At 47.6% G+C, this 12,291-nt stretch carries 9 protein-coding genes and 1 pseudogene; 3 read left to right on the top strand and 7 right to left on the bottom strand.

What is annotated here, in order from left to right; translation table 11 throughout:
- Positions 1-595: 595 nt before the first annotated feature.
- From ACZRMH_RS20005 to ACZRMH_RS20025, 5 genes are all read right to left on the bottom strand, one after another.
- The gene (locus ACZRMH_RS20005; RefSeq protein WP_063427422.1) at positions 596-976 is read right to left on the bottom strand and encodes a hypothetical protein; all 381 of its coding nucleotides are present in this window, start codon (positions 974-976) and stop codon (positions 596-598) included.
- A gap of 1,145 nt (positions 977-2,121) precedes the next feature.
- Entirely contained in the window at positions 2,122-2,763 is a 642-nt protein-coding gene (locus ACZRMH_RS20010; protein WP_464014908.1) for a hypothetical protein, read from the bottom strand.
- A gap of 386 nt (positions 2,764-3,149) precedes the next feature.
- Positions 3,150-4,082, bottom strand: a complete 933-nt coding sequence (locus ACZRMH_RS20015) for a replication initiation protein (protein WP_256815080.1) — start codon at positions 4,080-4,082, stop codon at positions 3,150-3,152.
- 237 nt (positions 4,083-4,319) lie between these two features.
- The gene (locus tag ACZRMH_RS20020; protein ID WP_464014909.1) at positions 4,320-6,158 is read right to left on the bottom strand and encodes a hypothetical protein; all 1,839 of its coding nucleotides are present in this window, start codon (positions 6,156-6,158) and stop codon (positions 4,320-4,322) included.
- 481 nt (positions 6,159-6,639) lie between these two features.
- Entirely contained in the window at positions 6,640-8,202 is a 1,563-nt protein-coding gene (locus tag ACZRMH_RS20025) for a site-specific integrase (protein WP_317529347.1), read from the bottom strand.
- 723 nt (positions 8,203-8,925) lie between these two features.
- On the opposite strand from ACZRMH_RS20025, the gene ACZRMH_RS20030 reads away from it, so the two are divergent.
- The gene (locus ACZRMH_RS20030) at positions 8,926-10,053 is read left to right on the top strand and encodes a saccharopine dehydrogenase family protein (RefSeq protein ID WP_464014910.1); all 1,128 of its coding nucleotides are present in this window, start codon (positions 8,926-8,928) and stop codon (positions 10,051-10,053) included.
- A gap of 3 nt (positions 10,054-10,056) precedes the next feature.
- Positions 10,057-10,554, top strand: a complete 498-nt coding sequence (locus tag ACZRMH_RS20035; RefSeq protein ID WP_464014911.1) for a DUF2269 family protein — start codon at positions 10,057-10,059, stop codon at positions 10,552-10,554.
- Between the two features lie 95 nt (positions 10,555-10,649).
- Here the strand turns inward: ACZRMH_RS20035 and ACZRMH_RS20040 are convergent, their stop codons facing one another.
- Positions 10,650-11,018 (bottom strand): DoxX-like family protein, encoded by a 369-nt coding sequence (locus ACZRMH_RS20040; protein WP_464014912.1) that lies wholly within the window; start codon positions 11,016-11,018, stop codon positions 10,650-10,652.
- The gene (locus tag ACZRMH_RS20045) at positions 11,015-11,467 is read right to left on the bottom strand and encodes a thiol-disulfide oxidoreductase DCC family protein (protein WP_464014913.1); all 453 of its coding nucleotides are present in this window, start codon (positions 11,465-11,467) and stop codon (positions 11,015-11,017) included. Before ACZRMH_RS20045 ends, ACZRMH_RS20040 begins: the two co-directional genes overlap by 4 nt.
- Positions 11,468-12,048: 581 nt before the next feature.
- Here ACZRMH_RS20045 and ACZRMH_RS20050 point away from each other — a divergent pair.
- Positions 12,049-12,291 (top strand): annotated as a pseudogene (locus tag ACZRMH_RS20050) (ShlB/FhaC/HecB family hemolysin secretion/activation protein); the annotation flags it as partial.

The following is a 12,291-nucleotide window of genomic DNA, read 5'->3' on the forward strand; positions in this document are numbered from 1 at the left end:
GTATGTATTCTACTACTCTTTTCTACTACTAATGGGGGTTGTGGTCAATAAACAATGGATTTGTTGGGGTTGATGGTCATAATCGGAGAGTCCCTATCTCTCCGCCATATTGAAAAAAGCCTTATAAATCAATGATTTACGAGGTTGTAAAAATGGTGATTTGTAGCAAGGTTTTGTAGCAAAACCTGACCTGCAGATCGCCATTTTTTTCGTCTGTCATTTGACCGTCCTATGGCTCTTCCTGAGCGTCTTTGGCCTTCTTGGCTACCAACGCCTATCGCTGACCTGACGATACCTCTGCTGAGCCTGTGGGCTGCTCTGCTGCTACGTTTTAGATCAAGGTCGCCAAAGGTGCGGGGACTTGTACCCGTGCCGTTGGGGGCCGGATTACGAAACGAAAACCGGTCGCAGGCAGTTGTCGAGGGTGGGTGATAAATAAGGGTTCGGGGATATATCTTTGAACCTATGGCTGTTTAATTTAAGTGGAACGAAATGGGGCGATTCCTACTCTGTGGGAGTAGGGTATATGTCCGTGAAGCGTAGTATTAGCTTTGAGGATATAAGTATGTAACGTGGGGCGTTACATTGTTTGAGTTTAGTGAGGTCGCATTTCTTCGATTATGCGTTTTTTGTATTCGTCTGCATCGTCTTCAATTTTTCGCTTTGCATCGCCCCATAAATCTTTGTATGTGTCTCTATGCCTTGCCACCATAAGGGTTACAATCTCATCGAGATTTTGCTGTTTTACCTTGTTATTCCCTCTTCCAAACTCTTTCACTAATACGTCATTAGAGATGGACTTATAGCCAGAAAATGCCGCTATGAGTTTTTTGGCGAGGCTTGATGTTAGCCTTAAGTTAGGGTATTCCTCAATTTCTATTATTTTTAGGAAGTTGACTAAAAATCTTTGACGCTCTCGTCGTTTGAAACCACCAACCATGCCGCCTATCTTTCCCGCTATTTCTGCTTTTTTCATATATTCTCCTATGCTGTTTTAAATACAAATAGCATAGGTTTAAAATAAGTCAATGCTTCAGGGATATATCTTCGAAGTATTACGCTAGCTTTTGGCGAGCCGCCAATCGGAGGCAGGGTTTTTAAATTTTCAATTTTTTACGTGACCTATTCCCCACGTTCAATCTTGAAATTAAAATTGGAGAGATTTTTGAAAGTATGGTTTGATTTTTTAGTCGGGGTTAATTGCAAATATCAACTAAGTAAAATGCGATAGAGTTGAACCCTAAATTCAAATAAGGTTGAACGATAAAAATATTTTCGTTTTGCTATTGACAACGTTTTTTGCCGTAATTAAGCCATAAAGTGATGGTCGGAAAAATCGAGTTATCAATAATTTGATATAAAGTTGTAAAAAATTTTCAAGATTTTTTTTGATAATAGCATTTTAATGCTTGCGGGTCGATGGGGTTGGTTTTTATCGAAAATGACCTATTTTGGGTTTTGGACAAAAATAGAGGTTTTGGGAAAATGGAAGTGGGCTGCTGTGATGGGTTGTCCTATGAAATCTGATATGTATGTATACATACATATAGCTTCGGGGATATATCTCCAAACCTATGTAGGCTATTCTATAGGGTAGTGCGAAATTAAGGCGTTAGGGCGTGTCTTTTACTTTGGATGAGGATTTGTATCACTTGCGTGAGAACGGCCCAGTTTGACCCGTTTCCGTGAGTTATACGGCTATTGAGGTGTCAGTGGGTATGTACGTGGGTGTATATGGGGAGGGATGGGAGGAAAGAAGGGAGAGGGAGGAAGAAGAAACACCCTCACCGGGTGCTATTATCTGATATAGGCTTTGCGACAAATTATAATATTAAGTGCGTATCCTCCAGTTGTATGCTGTCGCTATGTTGATGTTTGATTATTTCATTATTTGCTGGATAGACACGCCTGCTTCAAGTTAAGTCTTCTTGATTTACCGTTCAGGGAGCCTCTATAAGCCTAAATCTCACTTGTCTACGTTCTGGCGACATGATCTTCAAATGGTTACGGTTAAATTTTGTAATGATGTTTTATAGAGCCGCCAATCAGGTGGGGATTTTGCATGCACCTGATTGGTGGTTGGCGAATACACTTTGTATCGGGATCTGTAATTTATAGCTACTAATATTTGCTCTCGCGTACTCTTCTGAATAGTTCTTTAACTGCACCGGTGAAAAGGGCTACGAAAACAGCGGAAAGGCTAACGAGCACCAAATTTATTTTAAATTTTCCAGAGTAAGGAAGTTCTTCGGTAAGTATTTCAGATGAATAAGTATTTGAAGATTTTGATGCGGTTTGTAAAATGTCTAGTATTCTTGTGTTTGCCGCGTCTGAAATCCTTAATAGCTCTACATACTTAACAAAATTTTGCTCTTGTGTTTGGTATATTGTTTTTTGACTTTCTGTTATTTTCTTTACTGTCAGGTTTATATTTTCTATCGATTGTTTTGGGTCTTCAGTAACCGAGGAGACTTCGACTATGTTAGTGTTTTTAATAGGGGTTATAGTGGCAGTTCTGGAGTACTTATAGACTATTTCTTCTGGTCTTTCCAGCGGAGTCAGAGTGTCTGAGTATAGGCTTAGGCTATTGCCGGTTGTTACTGTCGAAGTGCTTTTATACAATGTCGGTCTACTTGCCGTGTACCCTAAACCTATTGCAAGAACTAAAAGGAAGGTTATTATGATGGTTCTAGTCTGCCGGGCGAAAAAATTATAAATTTCGAAAATCGAAATGTCATCGTTTGAAAATTCATTTGCTTTCATTGTTAATATCCTGCAATAACATACAAAAGAGCAGCTATGCTAGTGCCTAGAGCTACAAGCAGAAATGAGATAAAAAGCTTGGCTCCTAAAGTGTATTTTACTTTGGGGCGTTGGGCGTTGGGCGTTGGGTGCATTTGCATTTCCCTATTGTTACTGGCTTGTTATCTCAATCGAGATTGAGTTGAGATTATACAGGTTGTCTGGTGGCATGACAATAACTGGCTTTAATTGTATGGCTGTAGAGTATTAATATATTAAGTTATAGGTGGATTGCTCTCGGCGTTATATGTATTTGTGTGTGTTTTAAGTATAAGCGTTTTTATGTTGGTCAAGGTGATGTAGCCATGTTTCGGCCCTTTTCCGAGTGTTACAAAGCTAGTGGTATTTTAGGTCGTGTGGAGGAGGATGGTGTGTTTCATCCACCTGTACGCAGTCGCACGGTCTACGGTTAACTGCTTCATAACTTCTTTAATAGTAGCTCCTGCTTCAAATAAGATAATTCCTTGTTCTCTCTTGCCCTTGCCCTTTTGCTTGCCTCTAAAACTCTGGATTTCGCTTGTATGAGTTCTTGCGACATACTCGTCAAAGGTGCCACGAGTAAAGTTTCTATGTGTCCACTTCGCTACGCTTTTAGCCGTGTGTTTGACTTCGGATATGTCCAAGGGTGTGGAGAAATTGACGTTGTAGCCTATGGCTCTGTCAAGGCAAGCATTAAGCCATTGGTTGTAGTCGGGCCAGCCTTGACGGATTGCTTTGTACGCCCACGCTCTTAACTCATCGAAAAGCATACAGTTACGGCCAAGGCCATAGTCTTCTACTGGCTTCTCTCTGGCCTTTTCAGGGGTGAGATCGATGTAGTCGGCAAGGTCGTCCAGCGTGTATGGGGTGGATTCCCATTCTTGCACGATCCAATGGGAGTTGATCGGGTTCTTGCAGATCAAGCCAGAGTATCCTCTGTCTGCTCCCAGCAGGTTACGCAAACCTGCTTCGATGGCCGCAGCGTAACGTAAAGGGGCTGTTTTAGCGTCGATTGCGGTTCGGATAGGGGTTTGTAGCAAGTAGAGCAAATGGGCGTGCCCATTGGCTGGATTTCGAGCGATGAGGTTAGGTGCTGGTGCTCCAACGTCATCCCAATGCATCCCCGCGTTGGTCTTGTCCAGATCGAAAACCATCCAGTATCTATGGGTAGGGCCGTTTGGTTGGACCAATCGAGCAAGTTTCGCTTTTTCTTTTTTATTGATTTTTAAGCCACTGACTAAATCGTCTGTGTGATAAGGTCTCTTTGGTAAGTAGTCCTCAAATAGTTTTACGCATCCCATTGTTATCCTCGTCTAATTGGTTGTTTAGAAAAAGAAAACCTTGGGTGACTTGACAATAAATTATTTGGTGATTAAATGGAGGTGTAAGTTTATATAATATTGTTGTATTCATTGCCACCTTCCCCAAGGTGGTTTTCTTTTTCTGCTCTATTCAAATTGCCATACTTTCGAGGGTTGTCAAATTTGGATGCTAAAAAGCCCGCTTTCCAGCGGGTTTTTATTATCTAATGGGTTTGACTATTGATACGGGTCGTAAGGGTCTTGGAACGGGCTTGGTGGCTTAGGCTTTAGAAGTCTTCTCTTTCTGGCTTGCTTCGCCTGCTCGGCTTCTTCCTTGTCAAACTCTACTACTTGCTTGTTGGTGAATGTATCAGATGCCCATAGTCTTACTTTGTCAGTAAATCCTAATGCCGCTTGAGTATGGTCTAAACCTTGCTCTTTCAGTTGCTCTTCAACGTTGAATAGATAGTCCTTACGTTTCTCTGTGCCTAAGCGACTGACCATTTCATAGGTGTTTTCTCGTAGTCTTTTGTAGTATTGCTCTGGGTTTTCGTCGAGCCTACGGGCATCAAGTAGTCGATCCACCAGAATATCAAAGCGTTTCATCAATGGTTCAAGTTCTTCCTCGTAAACCTTAATCGCATTTTCTAAAACTGATTTTCGTTCGGTATCTTCTTTGATTTTTCTGCGTAAATCGTTTAGTTCCTTTGTCATTTTCTCCTTCATAGTTTTGAAATTTGTCGATAATTCCTTCGTCTTGGTGGTTTTTTCGTTTATTTCGTCATTTAATTTTTGTTTGTGATGGTCAAGCTCATTGTTTTCTTTTCTCTGTTCATTAGCCTGTGATTCCAGCGTCTGGATGGTTGTTTTGTAGGTGCTTATTGTGCCTTGAAGGTCTTTTATCGTGGTGTTAAGGGTTGCGACAGTAGCCTTTTGCTCGATAAGTTCGACCTCTTTTGTGGTTAGCTCCTTCTGGAGCCTGTCTATCTGTCTGGTGTAATAGTTGTGGCTTCGCTCGCTCTTTGGCTTCTTGGCCTCCTGTTCAATTTTGTTCAGATGTTCTTTCGTTTCCTTGGATTTAGGTAGGAACTTGGCTTGCAAGCCATATGCAGCGGCTAAGCCATTAAAGTGCTCATAGAAGGCCGCTTGCATGACTTTTGACTTCCATGATTCGCGTTCTCTAATGAACCTATGGTTTTGCTTTTCTTCGCTACGGTTGGGGAGTTTGAAATCTTCTAATTTCGGTGGTTCGGATATCTTATCCAGACGAGCTTTGTTCCTCGCATAATATTGTGATGCAAACTCAAATTCTTGGGCTGAAAAATCATACTTCCCAGTCTTCTCATTTTGAAGGTCAAGGAAGGCATGAACGTGGTTTGTCGTTTCGTCCAGATGACTGAATGAGAAAAGCATCTTGTTGCTTGGGAAGTTTTTTTGATAAAACTGGTGCAAGGCTTTCTGCAGCAGGTCGGTGTAAGCCTTGGTTATCGCTAACTTGTTGGGTTCGGGAATAACAAGGATGATTTCTTTAACCCTGTTGACCGTCCTTGATACGGCTCGATTTGGTGCGTTTTGCTCGATCTCTCGCTTCTTGGTGGTGTAGTTCTCTAGAAGGTCGATACGCTGAGCTACACGGCTGATTTTGTGTTGATTGAGTAGGGCGGCGTAGTCTTCGACTACCAACGGCCTTTCTCCCTCCATTACCGATGTGACGTATTCTTTTATTTGGGTGGGTTCGGTTGCGTTGATGAATTTGACCAGCTTCGATTTTAGTTTTCGGAGCTTTTCTTTTTCTGCTGCTATCTCGTCAGTCGCTTCTGTTGCTTTGAGTTTGGTTTGTAGTTGGTCGTTGAAGTCGGCCAGCAATTGCTCTGCTAATTCCCTAGTTAATACTTGTTCAACGCCACCTACAATGGCGATATTTGGGTGGTCTGGATTGGGGTTGAATTCAAAGTCGTCATACTCGTTTTGGTCCAGCCTAAGCGAGTGTTTCAACGAGCTATCCAGCCCCTTCAGGTTGGAATAGTTTCTGTCTCTTTTAGTCAGCGTAATTATCTGCAAATTGGTATCATTCATTTTATCCTCAGTGGTGGGTTGGTTTTTGCTCTTGGCTTTTGCTTCTGTCCTGCCGACAAGGCACCTGCGTTAACCGTCACATCTTTTGCGTAGCAAAAGTGGGATGGTTAACATAGCAGGTATGCTTTTAAGGGCTTCTTTTAAAACTTGAACCATATACAAATATTTAACCACATAAAAAATGTATATCAAGCATGATGGTGTAGGTTTGGTTTTGTATGGGGTGGTTGGTTGGGTATGCGTGCGTGCGGAATAGTAGTCTTTATTATTGTTATCTAATATATTTGATATCTATATATTGATAACTAAAGACGCGGGTGTGCGTGTGCGTACACATGAGGCGTGTGCAGGGGAGTGCATTATGCGAGACGATTTGTAAAAAAAGATGGTAGTTTAGGGAAGGTCAAAAGCTCTTCTGGTGGGTAAGAGCTTTGGAGCCTTTGATTATTGTTCTGGATTTTAACGTGTAACGCTTGCAATTTTAAGATTTTATCTCGTATTTTAGTTTTGATATCGCGTCGTGTTTTTGCTTCGGGCTTGGCCCTGCACTGTATACGTCAAACGTGACCGTTCCTGTTTCATGTCCGACGATTGATGCAATGAGGATTCCGGGCACATCTGCACGTTGTAATTGCGTGATAACGGTCTTGCGGAAGCTGTGGAATACAAACTGGCTGTTATAGTTAAGGCTGGTTTTTAATCGCCCGAATTGCTTGCTGAGGGCGTCTGAGCGGTTGCCGTATTTGTTCCCTGCAGGTGACTCAATCAAGAAACCGTCTTTTGAATCACGGATCAACCTTTCTACGGTGTCCTGTATCGCTGGGTGTATCGGGGTGTGTCGCTCGCTGGCGGCAGTCTTTCCATCGTAGAAGTAGAAGCATTTAATCCCTTCTTCGGTCACGATATCTTGGGCTTGAAGTTGGCAAAGCTCTTCAATACGTGCTCCGGTGTAAGCACCTAAAAGGACAAGATCTGTAAGGGTTTCGCGGTTTTTGGTGGCTTTTGCGGCTTCATAGAGCTTTGTAACGTCTTCCGGGGTGAATGCCTTCCTTTCCATTGATCCATCGTTCCTTTTGCTGCGGTTGACTGGGAAATCGTGCTTTTCAAAGGGGGATTGCTGGTCGCGGTGCAGTTTTTTGAAATTTTCGTCGTGTTTAACGGCCCACTTCCAAAAACTGGAACCTGCGAATAGGTATTGTTTTTTGGTCTTAATGGATAGGTCGAGGGTATCGAGATAGCTGGCAATGCTTTCGTGGTTGAGGTCGCGTTGCTCTGCCTCAAGCCACGCCCCCATCATTTTCAAGCGATTAGCCTGCGTATCTACTGTCTTTTGAATAATGCCCTTGGTCTTGGTCTGATAGGCTTCAAATGAGGCTATTCTGTTAGTTGTGATAGGGGATTTGATTTTGTAGTTACTTGGGTTGTCGAGAATGGAGCGGATTTCGTCGATATTGCTGACGCTAATGGCATGCCCTGCGGTTATCTCATAATGCTCGACGGTTTTTTGTAGGTGGGTGTAATCATTGATTCGCTCGACCTTACGTTCGAGTGGGATATTTTCACCCAACGCGTACCATTTCTCTTTGAAAAGTTGGTATTCGAGGAAAGGTTTTTGCTTGTAAAGATCAACCTTGGCGTCTTCTGGGCTTTGCCATCCATGGCATTGGAGCATTACGTCGATGATAAAAGAACCGAGTTCGTCTAAGGCACTTTGAGTGAACCTTGGGTCAACCTCTTTGCCCTCTTGGGGCAAGACAAGGCTCATCAAGGCGTTTTCTCGGCTCGATGCAATCATCTTGGCGATGTTGTAGGACGTTTCCGGTAATTCGGCGGGGGTAGGTCCTGCGATGCGTTGCCGAGCGGTAGCGATGGCTTGTTTCCAAACGTGTAGAAACGCCAATTTCTTCATCTGGGCTTCTGGCTTGCTGCCGGTTTTGAGCGATTCGGTGAACTCGCTGCGGTTCAAGACGTGCCGAACGTCCTTTGGGACGGTAAGGCGGACGTGCCATGTGCCTGACCGTAAAACGAGGTTTTCGCTTGCCATTTTTCGTCCCTGACCGGGTAGGTTTGGAAGCTGAAAGGTAGCTGTTTTGGGATGGGATTTGTAGCAAAAATTTGTAGCAAAAGTGGGTTGTTGTGCCTGTACCCATTGAGTTTAAAGGGGTGGAGGGTCGAGATCGGAAAGTCCCTATCTCTCCGCCATTATTAGTTAAAAAATCCCCGTTTCACGGGGATTTTTTATGTCTGATGGTTTTTGTTCCTCCACCCGTCCCCCCCACTACATTTTTTGCGTGACGGTTAAGCTGGCAACGAATGTCGCTTGGTAATTTGCTGATTGGCCTCCTGAGGCCTTGCGTGAGCTCCGGTGAAAAGATGGAGGGCAGAACTCCTTATCGAAGTGACATTCAATCACCGTCCTCACCAATATCCAAGAGATAAGCCCTTCGAATTCGTGCTCAGAGCCAGGTTGCGGAAGCAGCTTGATCATCGAAAAGCTCGGCGATTGGTGTCCGGAGATTTTGCCAAGTTAGGAAGTTTTTTCAGAATTTCCCTAGAAGCGCCCCGGAATTCCCAAACGTGTGATGACCGCTTTTGGCCCAGAGCACCTTCAGCCTGAGGCATCGCAGACGTACTGGATGAGCTCCATTATTTGCCGCTCCCCGTTGATCCTGGCTCAAGCGGTTAAACTAATCGGATATCTTTAGCCGACTTAGCTGCCAGTCTGCCTCAGACTTGGTGCATGATCGATTGTTTAGGGAAGAATGGAATGACACTCAGGGTGATGGTAGTCGGTGGCTACGGCAATTTCGGCAGCATCGTTTGCCGGCATTTAGTGGCGCCGCCTGGCATTGAACTGGTGATTTCGGGCCGCGACCCACGCAAGCTGCAGCGCAAAGTGGATGAGCTGAAAAGCCAATCGGACACAGTCTGCGAAGGCTGGTGCGGCGATGCCATGGGCGCCGGATTTGCGTCCGCTTTGCGGTCGATGAGCATCAAGTTGGTGATCCACACCGGCGGCCCGTTCCAAGGGCAATCCTATGCCGTCGCCCAGAGTTGCATTGACGCGGGCGTGAACTACTGCGACTTGTCCGACTGCCGCACCTTCGTCAACGGCATGAGTGTGCTGGATGTACAAGCCCGGCAGGCAGGCGTGGCGGTCCTCAGTGGTTGCAGCTCCGTACCGACGCTGTCGTCCGCCATCATCGATCAGTACCGCCACCGCTTCACCCGCATCGACTCGATCGAGCACGGCATTTCCTCCTCGGCCAAGATGCCGGGCCTGTCCACCGTCGAAGGCGTGTTGGCTTATGCGGGCAAACCGATCAAGCAGCTCAGGCATGGCCAGGTGCATGAAGTGCTGGGCTGGCAGGACCTGACGCTGCGCAAGATGCCTGGGCTTGGCACGCGGGTGTTGGCGAATGTGGACGTGCCCGACATGGACATCTTTGCCAGCCGCTATGGTGCGCACACCCTGAGCTTCAAGGCTGGCGCGGGGCTCAAGCTTGGCGGTGTTGCCAACTACCTGCTGGCCCAGGTGCTGCGGTGGGGCGTGGTGCGTGACCATGTCGCCTGGGCTGCGCGATTACATCGTCTGGGCACTTGGTTCGAGCGCTTTGGCGATGGCAAAAGCGCGATGTACATCGACGTGCAGGGCCTCGGCACAGAAGGGCAACCGTTGTCCCTGGCGGTGCAAGTGACGGCCCTGAATGACAAAGGCCCGGAAATCCCCAGCTGCGCCGCCGTTGCTCTGGCCCTCAAAATCGCCCAAGGCTACGTGCCCGAACCCGGTGCGCGGCCGTGCGTTGGCGAAATCACCGTCGACGAATACATGGCCGCTATCAACGATCCGGCGAATCTCAGCCTAGCTGTGCATTTCTCTGACGGGCAGGGCTGACCCATGCTCTATCTGGGCCTGAAGTACACCCACATCATTGCGGCGATTTTCCTGTTCGGTTTCGGCATGGGCTCGTATCTGTATCTGATCGCCGCGAGCCGTACGGCCAACCCGCAAGTGATCGCCCATGTGGCGCGGATGGTGGTGCAGTTTGATACCTGGATTACTACGCCGGCGGGCTTCATTCAGATCATCACCGGCTTTCTGCTGATCAAGCTTGCCGGGATTCCGTTGAGCATCGAATGGGTGCTGACTTCGCTGATCATCTTCCTGTGCGTGGGGGCGCTTTGGCTGCCGGTGCTCGTGCTGCAGAAGCGTTTGCAGCGGATGGCGCTCAGTGCGGTTGAGACGGGCAGGGCGCTCGATGATGGATACCGCAGCGTCTATAGGAAATGGTTCTGGATGGGCGTTTTCGGGTTTTCGGGGATGTTTGTGATCGTGCTGATCATGGTGACGAAAATGACGCCATGGCAGTTGATTGGGCTGTTTCTGTGTTGCTGATACGGAACTACCAATGAGTGACACTGAAACCCAGTCCATCTCGCCGGATGATCACTACCGAGTCGATGTGACTCTTTGCTGAAATAAATGGCCTCTCAGGGCTTGGCATTCCAAGCCACCGCACACAACGCCAACCCCGCCACATTCAACGACACAGGATTAAACGCCTCCCTGAGCATCGCCGGGCTGAACACCGCCACATCCAGCAGCAGCCCTGCCAGCGCAGTCGCAGCCACTGCAATCGGCCAGGCACTGCGTGGCGAAAGCAGTATCCATACTGCCAAGGCTATCTCCCCAATCCCCGCCAGCGTGGCGAACATCTGCACCTGCTCGATCCCATGTGCCTGGATCATCGCCCGCTCACCCTGGCTTAGCCACAGCAGCTTCGGCACCAGCCCATGGTAGGTAAACATGAAAGCCAGGCCGCCCCGGGCGATCCAGTTGATACGCATCAAGGTATTCATGGCTGGTCCTTCAAAAAGCGCTGTTCATGATCCGGGTCCGGCAACAGGCAGGTGTCATATTTCCCGAAGAGCCGATAGCGATTGCGCGCGATGCGGTCGTAAGCCCAATCCCGAAGGAGGCGCGGGATGCTGCGCAGGAGCAGCAATGGGCGCCAGCGGGCAGGCAGTTGCGCAATGATTTCGAACACCGCCTCCGAACGCTCCCAATGGTGTCGGTCGCGTATCACTGCGATGCTGTCGAACTGATCCAGCGGCAACCCCGCCCACGCCAGCAGCGCCTGACCCTCTGGCGACTGCACGGCGGCTAACCGCATGCGCCGTTGGTGGTCGTGGAGGATCAGGAACCTTGCCCAGCCGTTGCACAGCTTGCACACACCGTCGAACAACACCACGGTTTCGCCGGGCTTGAGCAGTGGCGCGGGGGTAGGGCGGGTTTCGGAGGCGGGCATGTGTGTGGGTCTAGTCGGGCCGGGTTAGCCTGGATCATACCCGTCTTCGCCCACACTGTTCAGTCAGGAAGTGGAGATTTAATAGGCAAAGAGAGTCCAATGTGGGTGTGGGCTTTTGGACGTGTGAGGGTCGCAATGGACATGTTAACGGCTCCCGTTCAACTGGTTTCCTTACGCTAAGGTAAGGAAAAAAGGAAGGCTAGGGTCGCCGGTCAGAACATTTAAGGGGTCGTGGTTTTGGTTATGCAAGAGTTGGCATGCAGTCGCCCGTGCCAGTACCAAGCCTGCCGTTGGTTGCATTCAATAGTGATCGAGGGCAGTTGGAAATAGCGCTAAAAGTCATATCAGCCTGACCACATGCCGGGGTGAGCGGTAGTGATGTGGTAGAGCCAATTGTTTGAGCCCACCTGGTTAATTAACTGAATCGGCGCGAAGAAGACAATTCCGTGCATCTTCTAGGAATTGTCCTAAATACAGTCTGACAAAAAAAGCAAATGATGCAGCGCTCAATTGGCCGCATCAACTTCGTGGTCGCATACAAATAAAAAACTTTGGCTCACACATCGCAGAGTTAACGCGACATGGATGGTTTCGTGATGTGGGTATTGCACATTGGTATAAGGTTTTTTTCTTTAGTTTTACTTGGTTGCCTTGTCGGGTTGAGTTCTGCTGCGGCTGCGCCGGGACAGGGGCCGACGCCGGGTGATCAGGACCTGATTCGCGACCGTCAGGAACGCCTGCTTGAAGAGCAGCAGCGCCGTCTTGAGGAACTTCAGGAACTTCCCGGCAAGCAGATTTCTCCTACAGCTCCAGCTCGGGCAGCT

The organism is Pseudomonas sp. B414, assembly GCF_055408445.1.

Coding starts and splice junctions, on each gene's coding strand:
- ACZRMH_RS20005 (WP_063427422.1), bottom strand. CDS start 976: ATGAAAAAAGCAGAAATAGCGGGAAAGATAGGCGGCATGGTTGGTGGT.
- ACZRMH_RS20010 (WP_464014908.1), bottom strand. CDS start 2,763: ATGAAAGCAAATGAATTTTCAAACGATGACATTTCGATTTTCGAAATT.
- ACZRMH_RS20015 (WP_256815080.1), bottom strand. CDS start 4,082: ATGGGATGCGTAAAACTATTTGAGGACTACTTACCAAAGAGACCTTAT.
- ACZRMH_RS20020 (WP_464014909.1), bottom strand. CDS start 6,158: ATGAATGATACCAATTTGCAGATAATTACGCTGACTAAAAGAGACAGA.
- ACZRMH_RS20025 (WP_317529347.1), bottom strand. CDS start 8,202: ATGGCAAGCGAAAACCTCGTTTTACGGTCAGGCACATGGCACGTCCGC.
- ACZRMH_RS20030 (WP_464014910.1), top strand. CDS start 8,926: ATGACACTCAGGGTGATGGTAGTCGGTGGCTACGGCAATTTCGGCAGC.
- ACZRMH_RS20035 (WP_464014911.1), top strand. CDS start 10,057: ATGCTCTATCTGGGCCTGAAGTACACCCACATCATTGCGGCGATTTTC.
- ACZRMH_RS20040 (WP_464014912.1), bottom strand. CDS start 11,018: ATGAATACCTTGATGCGTATCAACTGGATCGCCCGGGGCGGCCTGGCT.
- ACZRMH_RS20045 (WP_464014913.1), bottom strand. CDS start 11,467: ATGCCCGCCTCCGAAACCCGCCCTACCCCCGCGCCACTGCTCAAGCCC.